17 protein-coding genes and 1 riboswitch are annotated in these 16,291 nt (G+C 64.4%); of the genes, 8 read left to right on the forward strand and 9 right to left on the reverse strand.

Annotation, left to right across the window (positions count from 1 at the left end; all coding sequences use genetic code 11):
- The first annotated feature begins 12 nt into the window (after positions 1-12).
- Complete coding sequence (locus ACWA1U_RS01050) at positions 13-1,047, forward strand: NAD-dependent epimerase/dehydratase family protein (RefSeq protein WP_463723495.1); 1,035 nt, start codon at positions 13-15, stop codon at positions 1,045-1,047.
- Here ACWA1U_RS01050 and ACWA1U_RS01055 read toward each other — a convergent pair.
- Genes ACWA1U_RS01055 through ACWA1U_RS01065 form a run of 3 tightly spaced genes read right to left on the reverse strand, consistent with a single transcriptional unit; the run spans position 983 to position 3,173 of the window.
- Complete coding sequence (locus ACWA1U_RS01055; RefSeq protein WP_463723496.1) at positions 983-1,573, reverse strand: GNAT family N-acetyltransferase; 591 nt, start codon at positions 1,571-1,573, stop codon at positions 983-985. The genes ACWA1U_RS01050 and ACWA1U_RS01055 overlap by 65 nt on opposite strands.
- Positions 1,570-2,409 carry a ribokinase gene (locus ACWA1U_RS01060; protein ID WP_463723497.1) on the reverse strand — a complete coding sequence of 280 codons (840 nt, stop codon included), beginning with the start codon at positions 2,407-2,409 and terminating at the stop codon, positions 1,570-1,572. Before ACWA1U_RS01060 ends, ACWA1U_RS01055 begins: the two co-directional genes overlap by 4 nt.
- Positions 2,410-2,435: 26 nt before the next feature.
- The gene (locus ACWA1U_RS01065; protein ID WP_463723498.1) at positions 2,436-3,173 is read right to left on the reverse strand and encodes a GntR family transcriptional regulator; all 738 of its coding nucleotides are present in this window, start codon (positions 3,171-3,173) and stop codon (positions 2,436-2,438) included.
- Positions 3,174-3,307: 134 nt separating this feature from the next.
- On the opposite strand from ACWA1U_RS01065, the gene ACWA1U_RS01070 reads away from it, so the two are divergent.
- On the forward strand, positions 3,308-4,741 hold the full coding sequence (locus ACWA1U_RS01070; RefSeq protein WP_463723499.1) for an MFS transporter: 1,434 nt from the start codon (positions 3,308-3,310) through the stop codon (positions 4,739-4,741).
- Positions 4,738-5,721: a nucleoside hydrolase gene (locus ACWA1U_RS01075; RefSeq protein WP_463723500.1), complete on the forward strand. Its 984-nt coding sequence runs from the start codon at positions 4,738-4,740 to the stop codon at positions 5,719-5,721. The genes ACWA1U_RS01070 and ACWA1U_RS01075 overlap by 4 nt, the downstream gene beginning before the upstream one ends.
- Position 5,722: 1 nt before the next feature.
- Here ACWA1U_RS01075 and ACWA1U_RS01080 read toward each other — a convergent pair whose 3' ends face one another.
- Complete coding sequence (locus ACWA1U_RS01080; RefSeq protein ID WP_463723501.1) at positions 5,723-6,538, reverse strand: CPBP family glutamic-type intramembrane protease; 816 nt, start codon at positions 6,536-6,538, stop codon at positions 5,723-5,725.
- Between the two features lie 27 nt (positions 6,539-6,565).
- A riboswitch (TPP riboswitch) is annotated at positions 6,566-6,675 on the forward strand.
- 63 nt (positions 6,676-6,738) lie between these two features.
- Here ACWA1U_RS01080 and thiC point away from each other — a divergent pair.
- The 5 genes from thiC to ACWA1U_RS01105 all read left to right on the forward strand — a co-directional run bounded on the left by thiC (position 6,739) and on the right by ACWA1U_RS01105 (position 11,884).
- On the forward strand, positions 6,739-8,406 hold the full coding sequence (gene thiC, locus ACWA1U_RS01085) for a phosphomethylpyrimidine synthase ThiC (RefSeq protein ID WP_463724923.1): 1,668 nt from the start codon (positions 6,739-6,741) through the stop codon (positions 8,404-8,406).
- Between the two features lie 56 nt (positions 8,407-8,462).
- Positions 8,463-9,776, forward strand: a complete 1,314-nt coding sequence (locus tag ACWA1U_RS01090) for a DUF2252 domain-containing protein (RefSeq protein WP_463723502.1) — start codon at positions 8,463-8,465, stop codon at positions 9,774-9,776.
- Positions 9,777-9,847: 71 nt separating this feature from the next.
- Positions 9,848-11,257: a dihydrolipoyl dehydrogenase family protein gene (locus ACWA1U_RS01095; RefSeq protein ID WP_463723503.1), complete on the forward strand. Its 1,410-nt coding sequence runs from the start codon at positions 9,848-9,850 to the stop codon at positions 11,255-11,257.
- Between the two features lie 118 nt (positions 11,258-11,375).
- The gene (locus tag ACWA1U_RS01100; RefSeq protein WP_463723504.1) at positions 11,376-11,654 is read left to right on the forward strand and encodes a hypothetical protein; all 279 of its coding nucleotides are present in this window, start codon (positions 11,376-11,378) and stop codon (positions 11,652-11,654) included.
- The gene (locus ACWA1U_RS01105; protein WP_463723505.1) at positions 11,651-11,884 is read left to right on the forward strand and encodes a DUF6480 family protein; all 234 of its coding nucleotides are present in this window, start codon (positions 11,651-11,653) and stop codon (positions 11,882-11,884) included. The genes ACWA1U_RS01100 and ACWA1U_RS01105 overlap by 4 nt, the downstream gene beginning before the upstream one ends.
- 56 nt (positions 11,885-11,940) lie before the next feature.
- On the opposite strand, the gene ACWA1U_RS01110 is transcribed toward ACWA1U_RS01105, so the two are convergent.
- The 5 genes from ACWA1U_RS01110 to ACWA1U_RS01130 form a co-directional block, all read right to left on the reverse strand.
- Entirely contained in the window at positions 11,941-12,249 is a 309-nt protein-coding gene (locus ACWA1U_RS01110) for a PRC-barrel domain-containing protein (RefSeq protein WP_463723506.1), read from the reverse strand.
- A 119-nt stretch (positions 12,250-12,368) separates the two neighbouring features.
- Positions 12,369-13,436 (reverse strand): ABC transporter substrate-binding protein, encoded by a 1,068-nt coding sequence (locus tag ACWA1U_RS01115; protein ID WP_463723507.1) that lies wholly within the window; start codon positions 13,434-13,436, stop codon positions 12,369-12,371.
- A 111-nt stretch (positions 13,437-13,547) separates the two neighbouring features.
- Positions 13,548-13,976: a ChaB family protein gene (locus tag ACWA1U_RS01120; RefSeq protein WP_463723508.1), complete on the reverse strand. Its 429-nt coding sequence runs from the start codon at positions 13,974-13,976 to the stop codon at positions 13,548-13,550.
- An 87-nt stretch (positions 13,977-14,063) separates the two neighbouring features.
- On the reverse strand, positions 14,064-15,161 hold the full coding sequence (locus ACWA1U_RS01125) for an SDR family oxidoreductase (protein ID WP_463723509.1): 1,098 nt from the start codon (positions 15,159-15,161) through the stop codon (positions 14,064-14,066).
- Positions 15,148-16,149, reverse strand: a complete 1,002-nt coding sequence (locus ACWA1U_RS01130; protein ID WP_463723510.1) for an ATP-grasp domain-containing protein — start codon at positions 16,147-16,149, stop codon at positions 15,148-15,150. The genes ACWA1U_RS01125 and ACWA1U_RS01130 overlap by 14 nt, the downstream gene beginning before the upstream one ends.
- Between the last annotated feature and the right edge of the window lie 142 nt (positions 16,150-16,291).

The following is a 16,291-nucleotide window of genomic DNA, read 5'->3' on the forward strand; positions in this document are numbered from 1 at the left end:
GAAGGATCCCTAATGCGCATAGCTGTCATCGGAGCAACCGGCAACGTCGGGACCGCGGTGTTGCGGCGTCTCCAGCAGGCACGGGAGGAAAACCCGGCGATCGAACTGGTGGGCATTTCCCGCCGTCGTCCGTCCCCGGATCACCCGCCGTACGCGGGGGTGCAGTGGCACACGGCCGACGTCGGCACAGACGAGGGGCGCGAGGCCCTCACCTCCGCGCTCGAGGGAGCGGACGCCGTCGTGCACCTCGCGTGGGCCATCCAGCCGAACCGCGACGAGGACGCGATGCACCGCACCAACGTGACCGGCACCGAGAACGCGCTGCGGGCAGCGGCCGACGCCGGTGTGCGGCACTTCGTGTGTGCCTCCTCCGTGGGGGCCTACAGTGCGGCGCCGAAGGGCAAGGTGGTAACGGAGGACTGGCCGACCGGCGGGATCGCCACCTCGCACTACAGTCGCCACAAGGCTGTGCAGGAGGACTTACTTGATGCCTTCGAACGCGACTACCCGGAGATTCCCGTGGCGCGCGTCCGGCCGGGTCTGATTTTCCAGGCCGACGCCGGTGAGGAGATTGGGCGGTACTTCCTCGGACCGCTGGTGCCCAAGTCGATCCTGAACAAGCTGAAGGTTCCAGTACTGCCGATTCCGTCGCAACTGGTCTTCCAGGCCGTCCACGCGGCCGATATGGCCGATGCCTACTGGCGGATCATTGACCAGCGGGCGTCGGGAGCGTTCAACATTGCGGCCGAGCCGGTGCTGACCCCTGCGCTGGTCGGCGGGCTGCTCGGAGCGAAGCGCGTGCTGGACATCCCAGTGTCGGTGCTGCGCGCCGTCGTCGCCGCTTCCTGGTCGATGCACCTGCAGGCGACCGATCCGGGGTGGATCGATATGGCCGCTGGAGCGCCGTTGATGAACACCGACCGCGCGCGGACGCTGCTGGGTTGGGAGCCGACGCGGTCTTCGGTTGCGGCGATGCGCGAGGTCATCGATGGGATGGCTGGCGGTGCCGGGGTGCAGGGTTCGCCGAGCCTGCGTCCCGGGCGCTGACCCCTGCTTTCGCATCGAGGGTGCGGCGAAAGACCCAGAGGTTCTTCTCGGTTCCGTCGAAGCTCCAGTCGCGCTCCGGGATCCGCCCGAACCCGAGCGATTCGTACAGCCGGTGCGCCTGCACCATGTAGGACGCACTGGTGAGAACGACGGCGTCTATCCCGTCGAGCGTGCGGGCGTGGCTCAGGATCCACTCGACCATCGCCCTGCCGATGCCACGGCCCTGCGTGGCGGGATCCACCGCGAGCATCCGGAATTCCAGCTCCCGCTCCCGCGCCACCTCGGTATAGGGTTCCCCGGCAGCGGTCAGCATCACCGCACCCGTGACGGCACCGTCTGTCTCCGCCAGCCACACCTGCGCGAATGCTGCGCGACGTTCGACGTCCCCGAGGATGCGCAGGTATGGATGTGCCTCGTCGACGTGCCCGGCGCCCAGGTAGGCGTCCAGCGTGATGCGGCGGACGACGTCGTAATCTTCCTTCCGGGCGGGCCGGACCACGAGCTTTGTGTCGAGCAGCGCGCTCAAGCGACCGCCTCGACGTAGCGCTTCAACGGCGACAACTCGGGCTGCGAGGAGAGCTGGCCGACGGCGTCGGCGCCTACTTCATTTGCGACGGCGAGCGCCTGCTCATCGGGCAATCCTTCCTGCAGTGCCAGCACCAGCGCTGCGCAGAACGCGTCCCCGGCACCGATCGTGTTGACCACCTTCGCCTTCCGGCCCGGCGCGCGGGCCACCAGGGAACCCTCCCGGTACAGCGCTGAACCATCCGCGCCGTACGTCACTGCCACTAGCTTGGCGTGCGCGAGTTCCGGGATGAGCTGGTACTCGGTCTCGTTGACAATGACCAGATCACAGCGGTCAATCAGTTCCTGCGGCAGGGACTGCGCCGGCGCTGCGTTCAGCACAAAGTAACCGGGGTGCCGATTTGCCGCTTCAACGACGACGTCGAGGCCCACCTCAAGTTGGCAGAGCAGCACCTGAGCCTCGGAGAACTGCACTCCTTCGAGAGTCACCTCGCTATTAGCGCCGGGGCAGACGACGATCTGGTTCTCCCCTGCAGCGTCGACCACGATCAGCGCCGTGCCGGTAGGGCCGCTACGGCGCGCAACCAGCGCTGTGTCCACACCCGCGGAAGCGAGGGACTCGAGCATGCGCGTGCCGGCGTCGTCGTCCCCTACTGCCCCGAGGAGCTGCGCGGACCCACTGAGGCGCGCCGTGGCGACGGCCTGGTTGGCACCTTTGCCGCCGGGCTGCTCTGTCAGCTTGCCGCCGCCGATGGTCTCACCGGCGGTGGGCAGCCGCTCGGCGGTGGCGATGACGTCGACGTTGATGCTGCCGAGCACGGTAAGGGGGTGCAACATGGGCGTTCCTTGGTTCATAGAGGGGGTCAGGACTGACGGACGGAAAGCTGGCCGGCGCGGGCGGGAACCAGGCACTTGGCCAGATAGAAAGGTGCGCCGGCACGCCGCACGTACTGGGTGAGGACCATGACGCCGTCGGACGGGCGGAGGGCAAGCAATCTGGCACGGCTCGGCCCCACCACGGTCACGCCGATCTCACAGTGACCCGGGCCCAGCTCAGGTCCGAGACTGGCCTTGAGCGCGGTGAACATCGTGCTCACGCTGGGTTCCTGACCCTCCGGCAGCACGTGGTGCGGGGCTATGTGCTCCTGCAGGTGTGCGATCTCCTCGCCATCCCGAAGGATGACCGTCTCCCAGAGGACACATTCCTCCTCCGGCGCCACGCCGATCCCGGGCGCGATGAATTCCGACGCCGGCTGCCGCACTTCCTGGATCCGCTTCAGGGTCAGCTCACGGCCGGGCGCAGCAAAGAGCTCCTCGAACGGCTGCAGATGCTCGATTCCGAGGCGTGGCAAGGTCTCGCAGACAAACCGCCCCACACCCCGCTTGGCGCGGACCAGCCCGTCTTCCTCGAGCAGCATGAGCGCTTCCCGAATGACCGTCCTGCTGACCTCCATTGCCGTACCGAGTTCCGCCTCAGTGGGCAGCATCGAGTCCGGTCGGAGCTTCCCGGTCCGGATCGCCTCGGCGATGCGCGAGTAGGCGGCAACGCGCAGGGGCAAGCCTGGCCCGGCAGTGAGGCGACCGGCAAGGAGAGAGGTCATCGGCATCCCAGTTCGTCAGTAGGTGCTGAAAATGTTACCGCGAATCCGACGTCACGTTGTACTTGCACGTCATACATGGTTGTATAACAACCTATTCAGAGTGATGCACCCCGTTCGAAACAAAGGAGTTTGTTGTGCTCACACCTACGTCGCCGCCCGCACCAGCCGAGGCTGCACCATCCTCAAGGATTGCCCCGAAGCCAGCCATCCTCATCACTACCCTGCTCCTCGGCGTACTCTCCTTCCAGCTCAACGCGAGCATGGTGACGCCCGCACTCCCCCAGATCGGCGCGGATTTCGACGCCGATCCCGCCGCCGTCGCACAAGTGCAGTCGATGTTCTTCCTGGCTGGAGCCATCTCCGGCCCCATCATGGGCCGGTGGAGTGACTTCCTCGGACGCCGGAAAGCCCTGCTGCTGGTACTTGGCGTCATGGCCGTCGGCACGGTGCTGTGCCTGATTGCACCGACGCTGCCGCTGCTGATCGTTGGACGCTTCCTGCAGGGTGTCTCGAGTGCAATCTTCGCGCTCGCCTACATCGTGCTCCGTGAGAATCTCGATGCGCGGATGTTCGGCACCTCCGTGGGTATCCTTGCTGCCGTCAACGGCGGCGTCGCGGGCTTCGACGGGTACGTCGGCGGGCTCATGACTGAGCAGTTCGGTTTCCGGTCCATCTTCCTGGTGATCCTCGGCCTGACCGCAATTGCTTCCGCATGCATCCTGACGGTGGTGCCCGCGGGCCGGCCCGCTACTTCGGAGGGGCCCGCCGGCCGAATGGACTGGTGGGGAGCCGGGGCGCTGTCGGTGTTCCTTGTATGCCTGAGTTACTTCGTGACGACGGGTTCCTCCGCGGGTTGGATCTCGTGGCAGACACTCCTGCTCGGCATTGCAACCATCGCCGCCTTCGCCGCATTTTGTGCGCTTGAGAAGCGCCGCAGCTCACCGCTGATCTCGGTGCACCACCTCCGGTCGAGGAACGTGTGGACCGTCATTGCCACCACAGTGCTCACCCTGACAGGCATCTTCGCCATCATGAACTTCACCGTGGTGCTGCTCAGTCAGGACTCCGAGAACGGCTTCGGACTGACAGCCTCCCTGTCGGCGCTGCTGTTCCTCACTCCCGCGGCATTGATTGGCGTGTTCGCCGCGCCGCTCGCAGGTTGGCTCACCAGCAGGACCGGATGGATCAAGACCCTGCGGATCGGGACGGCAATGAGCCTGGCCTGCGCCGTTGCGGCGGCCCTCTTCGCTGACAACCAATGGGCTGTTCTCGCCGCCGTTGCTGCCCTCGGCATTTTCTACAACGGCTTCTTCCTGACGGCAATCAACGGCCTGTCCGTCCTGCTCTCCCCGAAAGATGCGCCTGGCTCCCTTCCCGGACTCAACGGGGCTTCATTCGGCACAGGTGCAAGTCTCGGCGTCGCACTCGTGGCGCCGTTCGCCGGGCTCGCCACACAGGGAGGCTACGCCGTCGCCCTCTGGATTTCCGTGGGTGTCACGGCCGCGGCATTCCTGGTAAGCCTCCTCGTGCCCGCGCCAGGCGAAGATTCCCCGAAAGGGCAGCCATGACCGCGCCCCTCTACCTCGACTGCGATACGGGCATCGATGACGCACTCGCCCTCGCCTACCTGCTCGCCGGACCAGCTGACCTCCGCGGCATCGGGACAGTCAGCGGCAACGTCTCCGCGGCCGTGGGCGCCGAAAACACCTTGAAGTTGCTTCAGCTCGCCGGCAAGCCGGAGGTACCAGTCGCGGTGGGTGCCCACAATCCGCAGGCTGGCGAGTTTGCCGGGGGCGCACCGCACGTTCACGGGCTCGACGGCGTTGGCGGGGTTTATCTGCCCGATTCCGGCCTGTCGGTGGTCGCTGAGAGCGCCGCCGAGATGCTGGTTCGCCTTGCACACGAGCATGCCGGAGACCTCCGGGTGCTTGCCGTTGGACCGCTGACCAACCTCGCCGAGGCCCTGCGGATGGATCCCCGGCTGCCGGAACTGGTTGCTGAAGTAACGATCATGGGTGGCGCCGCACTGGTCCCGGGAAATATCAGCCCGGTAGCCGAGGCGAACATCTACAACGATCCGGAAGCAGCTCAGGAGGTGCTTGCCGCGCCATGGAACATCACACTGGTTCCGCTCGACGTCACGATGTCCAACGTCCTGGAGGAGGAACACGCAGCCCAGTTGCTGGGTGCTGATTCACCATTGGCGCGGTCACTGGGCGAAATGCTTGCGCACTACAACGGTTTCTATGAGGGCATCTTCGGGCGCCGGTGCTGCGCCATGCACGATCCCCTGGCGGCGGCGATCGCCGTCGGCGGTGTGGCTGTTGGCACGGCGCCGGTGGTGCGCGTGGAGGTCGACGCCGGCTCTGGTCCGGGCCGTGGGCAGACGGTATGTGACCTACGCGGGCAGCACCTCGGCTATCCCGAACAGGCCGGCGCGCACTGCCGCGTAGTGCTTGATGTGGCGGAGGGGTTCGTGCCCCACCTGGTGGACACGCTCCTGGCCTTCGAACCGGTAGGCCCGCTTGCCCCCGTACCGGGGGGGTAAGTCAGTACAGGAAGATCGCGAACCATTCCCGGTTGTGCGCGTGCAGCAGCACCAGGAACAGCACGAAGTCGAAGAGCAGATGCACGCTCACGATGTAGCTCAGCGACTTGGTCTTCGAGAAGATCCACGCCTGGATCAGCGCGAACGGGTAAATGAGGAATGGCCCCCACGCGTGGAATCCGAGCTCCCACAGGAATGACGTGAACAGCACAGCCTGGAGGAGGTTGGCCTGCCAGTCAGGGAGGTGGCGCCGCAGCAGCGTGAACGCCGTACAGATGAAGAACAGCTCATCCCAGATGCCCAGGACGTTGGTGCCGAGGAACAACCGGGCGATCGTGTCGGCGTCTGAGGCTGCGGGCCAGTTTTCGTATACGCCGGTCGGGATCATGTAGACCGGCAGCAGGAAGTATCCGATGACGACGACGGCGAGCAGGTACCAGCGCTCCGTCCGGGTCCACTTCTGCCCGGTGAGGACCGGGAACCTGATTGCGTGGTCCTTGTACACGAACCGCGACAGGAGATACGGCACTGCCACGGCGAGGATCATGGCCGTACCCATGATCAGCATGTGGCTGAAGCTGATGTCGGTGGTGATGGGGACGGCGCTAATGATGGTCAGGCCGATCGCCAACAGCGAGAAATCCTTCAACATCGCACGACCGGCGAAGTAGGCGACAACCAATGCTGCAACCAGCACCATGTACCCGATGAGCCGCTGCTCCAGCGCAAACATGGTGAAGCCCGAAACCGACACCAAAGCCGCGGAAACTACCGGCAGAACCTTGGGCCGCGCGTCAAGACCCGCCGTTGCAATCATGCTTCGAGCTTACGCCTGCTAGGGTTTTCCCATCCACACGGGTGCCCCATTGCAGGGGCTGAGATCAGGCTGATGCTGCCTGCGACCGTTGAACCTGTCCGGGTAATGCCGGCGAAGGAAGTAGGAGTCCTTTGAGCGCACTAGATTCACATTCGTTGTCCCATGTCTACGACCAGGAGCACGCCCTTGCCGTTCCGGTGATGGAGATTGCCCTCGCCAATTCACCGAACGGTGAAACGAATTCGCCGCTTCGCGTTTACCGCACGGCAGGCCCGGGCAGTGATCCGCTTGTCGGTCTCACACCCCTACGGACGCCTTGGATCAATGGACGGAACGACGCCGAGAATTATGGGGGGCGGGAACGTAACCTGCTCGACGATGGCAAATCCGCGATGCGCCGGGGCCGTGCGTCCGCGGAGTGGCAGGGTGCCCGCCGACCTCCGATGCTCGCCCGGCCGGGGAAGCGGATCACCCAGATGCACTACGCACGCCGGGGCGTTATCACCGAGGAGATGCGGTTCGTCGCAATGCGGGAGAACTGCGACGTCGAACTGGTGCGGTCCGAACTGGCCGCCGGCAGGGCCATCATTCCGAACAACATCAACCACCCGGAATCCGAGCCGATGATCATCGGCAAGGCGTTCCTCGTGAAGATCAACGCGAACATCGGCAACTCGGCAGTCACCAGTTCCATCGCCGAAGAAGTCAGCAAAATGCAGTGGGCCACCCAATGGGGCGCCGACACAGTCATGGACCTCTCCACGGGTGATGACATTCACACCACCCGCGAATGGATCATCCGCAACTCCCCCGTACCGATCGGGACCGTCCCCATTTACCAGGCACTGGAGAAGGTCAACGGCGAAGCGAACGCGCTCACCTGGGAAATCTTCCGCGACACCGTCATCGAGCAGTGCGAGCAGGGCGTGGACTACATGACCATCCACGCCGGCGTGCTGCTGCGCTACATTCCGCTTACTGCACAGCGCGTCACCGGGATCGTGTCCCGCGGCGGGTCGATCATGGCCGGCTGGTGCCTGGCCCACCACCGGGAGAACTTCCTCTACACCCACTTCGACGAGCTCTGCGAAATTTTCGCGCGATACGATGTCGCCTTCTCCCTGGGTGACGGGCTGCGGCCCGGGTCCATCGCCGATGCGAACGACGCCGCGCAGTTCGCTGAGCTCGACACCCTCGCCGAGCTGACAAAGCGGGCCTGGAAGTACGACGTCCAGGTGATGGTCGAGGGCCCCGGCCACATCCCGTTCCACCTCGTGCGTGAGAACGTCGAGCGGCAGCAGGAACTATGCGACGGCGCTCCCTTTTATACGCTTGGCCCGCTGGTCACCGACGTCGCACCCGGCTACGACCACATCACTTCCGCGATCGGCGCCACGGAAATCGCCCGGTACGGCACCGCGATGCTCTGCTACGTCACACCCAAGGAGCACCTGGGCCTGCCCAACCGCGACGACGTGAAGACCGGCGTCATCACCTACAAGATCGCCGCCCACGCCGCGGACCTTGCCAAGGGCCACCCGGGCGCACAGGAGCGCGACGATGCCCTGTCGAAGGCGCGGTTCGAGTTCCGCTGGCGGGACCAGTTCGCCCTGTCGCTGGACCCGGAAACCGCTGAGGAGTTCCACGACGAGACCCTGCCCGCCGAGCCCGCCAAGACCGCCCACTTCTGCTCCATGTGCGGTCCGAAGTTCTGCTCGATGCGGATCTCGCAGGACATCCGCGACCAGTTCGGGAACAGCGAGGAGCAAGCAGCCATCGCCGGAATGGCAGCGAAGTCGGAGGAGTTCCGCGCAGCCGGCGGGCAGGTCTACCTGCCTGACCCGGTGCTGCTGCCCACCGGACAGTAGTGGTGAGTGAACGACGACGGCGGCAGGTCGCCGTCGTCGTTCACTAGACTGGCGAAATGGTAGACAACGCAGACCGCCAGCAGTTGATCGCCGACACGCTGGTCGAGGCCTTCAAACCGCTCATGGACGCCGACGCACACGGTTTCCGTACCAAGTTCCGCAAGATGGCCGCCGATCCGTTCGCGTTCTACCGGGGAAGTGCGTGCCTCTTCTACGCCGATATGCGCGATCTGAAGGACAACTGGGCGGATGAGCAGACCAACCGTGTCTGGATCCACGGCGATCTCCACGCCGAGAACTTCGGAACCTACATGAGCAGCACCGGCGAACTCACGTTCGACATCAATGATTTCGATGAGGCCTACCTCGGTCACTTCTCCTGGGACCTCCGCCGGTTCACCACCTCGCTGGCGCTGATGTGCTGGCAGAAGGCCCTCCCGGAGGAAGCGGTACGGGGCCTCGCGCGGACGTACCTTTCCGCGTACCTGGACCAGGTGAAACATTACGACGACGAGGGCCAGGACGACTTCGGGTTGCACCTGGGCAACACCTCGGGGACAATCCACGCGGTGCTGCTGGCCGCCCGGGCTGCCCGGCGCACCGAACTGTTGGACGCGAGGACCCTGGTCGAGGACCACGAGCGCCGCTTCCAGGACAACGGCAAGACCCGCCGACTGGACGAAGCCGAGTACGACATGGTGATGGCTGCATTCGAGGATTATCTCGGCACCATCCCGGAGGACAAGCGCGCCACCCGCGAAGTGTTCTACCGGGTGAAGGACATTGTGGGAAGCATGGGTTTCGGGATCGGCAGTGCCGGGCTTCCCGCGTACAACGTGCTCATCGAGGGCTACAACGAGGCCCTGGAAAACGACATCATCATCTCGATGAAGCAGGGCAACGTCGCCGCACCGAGCCGCATTGTCACGGACGAGAACGTGCGCTCGTACTTCGAGCATGACGGCCACCGCACCGTCATCAGCCAGCGGGCGCTCCAGGTCCACACCGATACGTTCCTCGGGTACACCACTGTGGATGGCGTTGGTTTCGTCGTGGAGGAGCTCTCCCCCTACAAGGCCGATCTGCGCTGGGACGAACTCACCGAACCGGACGAAATCGAGCCGGTCCTTGTCGATCTGGGCCGCGCGACGGCGAAGGTCCACTGTGAGTCGGATCAGGACAGTGAGCAGGACCTCGTGGACTTCCAGACAGAGCGGGCCATCATGCAGGTGATCGGCGGGCAGCGCGAGGAATTCATGGATGACATCATCGAGTTCTCGCTGGACTACGCCAAGTCAGTCCGTGCCGATCATGCGCTGTTTGTGGACGCTTTCCGGGAAAACCGGATCCAGGGCGTTCCGTCAACCTAGAACTTTTTGTCGCCTAGTTGCTGTCCGGAAGGCGATTAGGCAGCAAGTAGGCGACAAAAACTGGAGGAATTGTGGACTTTGACGTGATCGTGATCGGTGCCGGACCTGCAGGCATGGCCGCCGCAACCCGCGCAGCCGAGCTGGGTGCGCGCACCGCCGTCGTCGAACGCGCCCGCCTCGGCGGTACCTGCGTGAACTCGGGCTGCGTGCCCACGCGCGTCCTCGCCAAGACCGCGCGGCTCTACCGGGAAGTGCGTACGGCACAGGACTACGGGATCGTGGTGCAGGAGCCGCGGGTTGACTGGCCGCAGTTGGTCCGGCGCGTCCGCGCGACCGTGGACCGCGTGCTCGAAGCGAAGGCGTACGACGACGTCATGCAGCGCCTGGACATCGCCCTCCTCCGCGGGGACGCAACTTTCACCGGACCGCACGAGCTCACCGTCGATGGCCGGATGATCACCGCGGAATCCGTCATCCTGTGCGTCGGCGGCAGCGCACGCCGCCTGCCAATCCCTGGTGCCGAACACGCCGTCCTCCCACACGAGGTGCTCGACCTCCCTGACCTTCCCGACGCCATCGCCATCATCGGCGGGGGTCACACCGGCGCCCAACTGGCCACCATCTTCGACGCGCTCGGCTCCAGCGTCACCCTGCTCGACCTCGCACCGCGGATTCTCATGACCGAGGACCACGACGTCTCCGCCACCGTCACAGATGGCTTCCGCACGCGCGGCGTGTCCGTGGAGACGGGTATCGGAGGCGTGGACGGTATCGACAGGCACGACGACGGCGGCCTTGAGATCCGCTGGCACGGCACCGTCAGCGGGGCCGATTCTGCGCAGTCGGCGAGGGTGGGCGCCGTCGTAATGGCAGCTGGTTGGCCGGCCAACCTTGAGGGGCTGGGGTTGGAATCCGCTGGTGTTGAGACTGGCCGGACTTCCATTCCCGTAGACGGCTACCTCCGCTCCAACGTGCCCCACATTTTTGTTGCCGGGGATGCGAACGGAACGTCCATGCTGGTCCAGGCGGCGGTCTTCGAGGGTGAAACGGCGGCTGAGAACGCGGTCCTCGGTGCCCACCGCACCACACCGCACCACCTGTTGCCCGAGGGCGGCTTCACCGACCCGGACTACGCCGGGGTAGGGCTGACCGAGGCGCAGGCGAGGGAGCGGGATGCGCAGTGTGCCGTCGTCGTCGTTCCCTATGCTTCGGTTGAGCGGCCCATCATCGACGACCGAGAGCAGGGCTTCCTCAAACTTGTCACTGACCGGCACCGTGAGCTGATTCTCGGAGCGCACGCCGTCGGCGAAAATGCCGTGGAGGTGATTCAGGCGGTGGCGTCGGCGATGGCCGCAGGCACCGACGTCGCAACCCTCGCGCGGGTGAAGTATGCGTACCCCACGTACGGCTCGATCATCGGCCACGCTGCGCGTAGTCACCTGCGGGGTGTCACGCAGGGCGGAGCAAAAGACTCCTGGTGAGCTGACTGCTACTGTGGGATCAGGATCACTACAAAGCTTGCTTATGAATCTATTCAGATGGGCAGGGGTCGACGGCGCCAGGCCGCATCCCTGCCGGTGCGGGCGATGAGGAGTTGATATGGGCAACGCGGAGAAGAAGTACTCGACAACCGAGGAATCGGACAGCAAGCACCCGCATGACTGGGGCCGTGCCATGGCCGTGGCGATCAGCCGCTTGGTGGAAATGGCACACAAAGCCGGCGACGTCGTCGAGCACGAGAACCTGTACGGCGAAGACCTCCACCTTTGTGTGACCGAGACCGAGCACGGCGCGGACATCACTCTCTCGTGGACGCCTCGCGAGTCCGCCAGGCAGGAAAATGGGGCCGGGCAGAGCAATAGCCAGGAGCAGCCATGAGCGGACAGAATCCTGACCCGGAAGAGGACAAGATCACCGGGCTTGAACCTGGCGGCGGTGTGCCCCCTGGCGAGACGCCGCCCGGTGAGTCGAGCATCGGCGCGCCCCAGGGCCACGACGAGGGCGGGCCGGGCAAGGCCGCCTCACGAATCTGGCTGACGGTCATAGGAATCTTCGTGTTGCTGGGACTGCTGTTCTTCGTCGGTTACATCGCCGGGTTGTTCTCCTAGGACTGAGGACATGGAAAAGGCCGGGACGAGTCACCTCGTCCCGGCCTTCCTGTGTGTCAGGCCTCTTTGTAGTAGGCCCTTAGCTCTTCCTCGTTCTCGGCAGTCAGCCCGTGCTCGGCCTTGAAGTCCGGTGATCCCTTGATCTGGTCCTTGCTGACCGAAACAAAGAGGCTTTCACCATCCAGACGGGCGCCGGTCAGCGGGATGAAGTTCTCACGCGAGTTCAACAGCCCCAGCCCGACGGTTATCCAGGCTGGCTGGCCTGAGGCTCCGTCAAGGTGTACCTGCGAGACGTTGCCCAGCTTCTCGCCGTGAACGTCCCAGGCCGTAGCCGACTGCAGCTGTTCCATTTCGAGCTGTTCCATGACGCCTCCATAGGTCGAATGACAAGTCCGCTTACTATTCCAGTGCATTGGGGCGTCAAAGGCAACGTGCCGGCCGCTGCGCTCAGATCAGGGCGCGCCGCCGTCGTCGTTTCGTTTCGTTACTCGGCCGCAACGGCAGCCTCATTGAGCATCGGCAGCCACTCCTCCAGCGCCCAGGGGATGCTCAGCGGGTTGATCGCGGAGAGTGACAGGGTGCGGGTGCTGTCGGAATCAGCGACCAATGCGCCTGTTTCCACTGCGGGGATCTGGCCCAACAGCGGATCTCCGGCGATGGATTCAGCGACCGCTTCATCGGCCACCCAGGTGACGAAGACGTCGGAAACAAGTTCGTCCGTGCGCTCCGGTGACCACGGGAAGTAGAAGGAGCCTGCAGCGGCGTCCTCGTTCTCGGCGACAACCTCAGCCTGAACCATGCCGAGCTCGGTAAGGAAGCGAGGCCGGTTATCGCCGGCCGTGTAGATGCCGACGGGCTCGGCCCCCTTCGGATCGAGGTTCCCGAAGATGAAGCTCTTGCCCTCCAGGGCCGGGTACTCGGCGGCGGCCGTCTGTATGGATTCCTCGGTCTTGGTGACGAGTTGCTCGGCTTCTTCGGAGAGCCCAAGGGCGTCACCGATGATGCGGGTGGAGTCCTGCCAGGCAGTTCCGAAGGCCATTTCGGGGTACGCCACGACCGGGGCGATTTCGCTCAGCGTTTTGTAGTCCTCTTCGGTGATGCCGGAGTAGGCAGCGAGGATGACGTCGGGGTTCGTGGCTGCGATCTCGTCGAACGCTATACCGCTTGCCTCCGAGTACTGGACCGGCGCGTTTTCCGTGCCGATAGCCGCACCGAGTTCCTCGAGCTTGGTGTCCTTCCACGGGGTGGAGCCATTCTCATTCTGTCCGTATTCGTCAAGCGGCATGCCAACGGGAACGACGCCGAGAGCCAGGCTCACATCGGCGTTGACCCAGGACACGGTCGCTACGCGTTCGGGCTTCTCCTCGAGGACGGTCTCGCCATAGACGTGCTCGATGGTCACCGGGAAGGCGTCCGTGGAACCCTCCTCATTGGCTCCGACCGCTTCGGAGCCCCCGCCTGCAGGGCCGGTGGAGCAGGCGGAAAGGGACAGAACGGCGATGGCTGCTGCGGCTGTGATACCGCGAATACTGCGCAGGCGTGTGGGGGCCATGAGGGCTCCTGACTTTCGTGAAGGCTGTGGACGGACCGTCGATGACGGCTACGAAAGTTAGGCTAGCCTATGTTCCCAAGGAAATAGGAAATGTTTATGTTGCGTAATGGTTCAGGCCCGCGCCTTTCGGGTTTCCCTGTCGTTCGCCTTCTGGATCGCCTCGACCAGTTGCTGCTTGTCCATCGTGGAGCGGCCGGGAACCTCAAGCCGTTTCGCGACGTCGTAGAGGTGCCGCTTCGTTGCATTTGCGTCCACGCCGCCAGCTGTTTTCTGCTTCTTCTTTGGAGTTTTGCCGCCGCCCTCGGCTTGCTCGTCGGAGGGACCCTTCCGGTCCTTCTTCTCCCAGCGGTCGCCGATCTTCTCGTGCGTGTGCTTGAGCGCGCTGATCGCAGTGCGATGGGCGCGTTCGCCCTCGCCGTACTGCTTCTCAGCGGCGTCGAGCGCCTTGGCATACGTCTTTTGCGCCTTCCTGCCCGAGCGCTGCAACGTGCCTGGAAGCTTCTTGGTCTTGATCTTCCCCTTCTTGGTCACCAGCGGCATTGCTTTAGCTCCATTCGTTAGGGGTCACCTGGAACTTCCGACACTATAAGGGCGCTTGGTGGCCTGCAAGCGCCTTCAGATTCCCGTTCACGGTATGAGGTTGTCCGTCCGGTAACGATCAAAAAGCGCGATGAATGCGTCCAGTGTCCGCCGGTAACCGGTGAATCCGGCATCCCGGCTCTTGCCCATGTCTGTCAGCACCTCGATGTTGCGCCCAAGGTCGCCGTCCGTATGCCACCAGGACGCCACGCGATCCAATTCCGGCTCGGTGAGGTTATGGCGCTGGGCAAGTTCCCTCCACTGGTCCTCACGCCCTGCCATGGACTGCGAGAGAGGCCGGGGCGCTTCCTCGTAGCCCTCCCACTCCACACCGAAGTAGGCCGCGAGCTTTGGCCACATCCAACGCCAGCGGAACACGTCCCCGTTGACAATGTTGAAGGCCTGATCAGCTGCCTGAGGCGTGGTGGCAGCCCAGAGCATGTGCTCGGCGAGCAGGCCAGCCTCAGTCATATCGGTCAGCCCGTTCCACTGCGTCTCGGATCCCGGAAAGACGAACGGCTCCCCGCTCTCCCTGCACAGAGTGGCGTGGGCGGCGAGGGTGAGCCCGATGTTCATGGCGTTGCCCACCGCATGCCCGATCACCGTATGCGCCCGGTGCACGGACCAGGTGAATCCCTGACCAGCCGCCGCAGCCCAGAGCTCATCCTCCTGCGCGTAGTAGAAGTTCGGAGCCGGGAGACGCGGCTCCTCCTCGTGGAAAGGCGTGTCGGCCATCTCCCCTGCCGCGTACGCCTCGAACGGCCCGAGGTAATGCTTCAGGCCGGTCATCAGGGCAACGTGGGCTACGTCCTTGCCACGAAGCGCAGCGAGCAGGTCCCGAACCATGCCGGCGTTGACGGCAATGTTCTCCTCCTCGGTGTCGCGCCGCGACCACGCAGTGAAGAAGACGAGCGAGGGATTCTCCGGACCGAGCACGGAGGCCAGCGACGCAGCGGAAGTCAGGTCCGCCGAGAGCCACCGAACACTCGGACGCTCCGCCCCGGGATTGCGGGACAAGGCAAGGACGTCCCAGCCCTCGCGTGTCAATGTGTCCACCAGGGCTGATCCAGCGATGCCGGTAGCTCCGACCACCAGAGCCGGAGGCCTGGCACCCGCTGTTGTTCCTGTGCTTTCATTCGTCGTCATGGTGCTCCTCCTGGTTTGCCCGCTCCTGAACCGCTGCGACCCCGGCCAGGTACTTCGCGAGCGCGCTGGGCGCCGAGCGGGGAGCTTCCGCCTCAACGACGGCGTTGTAGTTGGTGTTCGTGTTCACGTCGTAGGTGAGGATGCGTCCGTCAGCCGTTTCCATGAATTCGATCCCGCACACCTCAATGTTGTTCCGGCGCGCGAACTCGACGTACTTCTCAATGATCGGGTGGGCGAAATCCTTCCGCAGGCTGAAGAGCTGCTGGTCGGCTTCAGGCTCGATGGTTGCCCCGGGCGGCATGATCGGCTTGCCCGTGGTGGGGTCGATGGCGCAGGCATCAGCCGGGCAGAGCTGGAATCCGCCGCGAGCCGTGTCAGCCTGAATCGCGTAGATGAACTCGCCGCCCACGATCTCCACGCGGGTGATGACGGGTTCGGCAGCGTGGATGAACTCCTGAATCAGGGTGATGCCGTCCTGTGGCTCCTCGAATTCGTCCGAACCCACGTACTCCGCCAACTCCTCATGGCTCTCGAACTTCCGCACGCCCAGCCCCTTGCCGCCCTGGTTGTGCTTGGTGATGAACGGCGTGGGGAAATCCTTCGCGGCTTCGAGAATCCGGTGGCGCCCAATCGCCGCCACCGTGTGCGGAGTATCGATCCCGGCCGCCTTCAACGCAGTGAGCTGGTCCACCTTACTCATCTCGAACTCCAGTACGCGCCTGCCATTGATGGTCCTGCGGCCATGAGCCTCCAACCAGGACAGGACCGCACGGGCGTAGTCCTTCGACAGGTTGTGGTCGCGGGTATGCGCGGAGGCGCTGATGCGCGACCAGAAGATCCCCTCCGGCGGCGTGGCGTCAAGGTCCAGCACACCATCAGTCAGCAGCAACTCCTCGAATTCCAGGCCCTCCCGCTCAAAGGCTCGTGCGAAGGGTGGAAACCATTCGGGATTCTCGTGCAGCGCGTAAATCTTGGCGTGAGCGGTCATACCAAATGCAAGCGCCCCTCTGGGGCTTCCTATTCCTTGGCCGGAAGAAGATGCGTATCCCGTGGCAATAAAGTTGCTTCGCGAAAATAACGCGGCCGAAACCGGATTGCAACACACGGACGGAAAGCTTGGAGGTACCGGC

It is taken from the genome of Arthrobacter sp. TRD_SC_6 (assembly GCF_055361185.1).

What these genes read in the sequence shown, in the direction of transcription:
- ACWA1U_RS01075 (WP_463723500.1), top strand. Translation starts at nt 4,738, where the DNA reads ATGACCGCGCCCCTCTACCTCGACTGCGATACGGGCATCGATGACGCA.
- ACWA1U_RS01125 (WP_463723509.1), bottom strand. Translation starts at nt 15,161, where the DNA reads ATGACGACGAATGAAAGCACAGGAACAACAGCGGGTGCCAGGCCTCCG.
- ACWA1U_RS01120 (WP_463723508.1), bottom strand. Translation starts at nt 13,976, where the DNA reads ATGCCGCTGGTGACCAAGAAGGGGAAGATCAAGACCAAGAAGCTTCCA.
- ACWA1U_RS01100 (WP_463723504.1), top strand. Translation starts at nt 11,376, where the DNA reads ATGGGCAACGCGGAGAAGAAGTACTCGACAACCGAGGAATCGGACAGC.
- ACWA1U_RS01060 (WP_463723497.1), bottom strand. Translation starts at nt 2,409, where the DNA reads ATGTTGCACCCCCTTACCGTGCTCGGCAGCATCAACGTCGACGTCATC.
- thiC (WP_463724923.1), top strand. Translation starts at nt 6,739, where the DNA reads ATGGAGATTGCCCTCGCCAATTCACCGAACGGTGAAACGAATTCGCCG.
- ACWA1U_RS01115 (WP_463723507.1), bottom strand. Translation starts at nt 13,436, where the DNA reads ATGGCCCCCACACGCCTGCGCAGTATTCGCGGTATCACAGCCGCAGCA.
- ACWA1U_RS01065 (WP_463723498.1), bottom strand. Translation starts at nt 3,173, where the DNA reads ATGACCTCTCTCCTTGCCGGTCGCCTCACTGCCGGGCCAGGCTTGCCC.
- ACWA1U_RS01105 (WP_463723505.1), top strand. Translation starts at nt 11,651, where the DNA reads ATGAGCGGACAGAATCCTGACCCGGAAGAGGACAAGATCACCGGGCTT.
- ACWA1U_RS01090 (WP_463723502.1), top strand. Translation starts at nt 8,463, where the DNA reads ATGGTAGACAACGCAGACCGCCAGCAGTTGATCGCCGACACGCTGGTC.
- ACWA1U_RS01050 (WP_463723495.1), top strand. Translation starts at nt 13, where the DNA reads ATGCGCATAGCTGTCATCGGAGCAACCGGCAACGTCGGGACCGCGGTG.
- ACWA1U_RS01130 (WP_463723510.1), bottom strand. Translation starts at nt 16,149, where the DNA reads ATGACCGCTCACGCCAAGATTTACGCGCTGCACGAGAATCCCGAATGG.
- ACWA1U_RS01110 (WP_463723506.1), bottom strand. Translation starts at nt 12,249, where the DNA reads ATGGAACAGCTCGAAATGGAACAGCTGCAGTCGGCTACGGCCTGGGAC.
- ACWA1U_RS01080 (WP_463723501.1), bottom strand. Translation starts at nt 6,538, where the DNA reads ATGATTGCAACGGCGGGTCTTGACGCGCGGCCCAAGGTTCTGCCGGTA.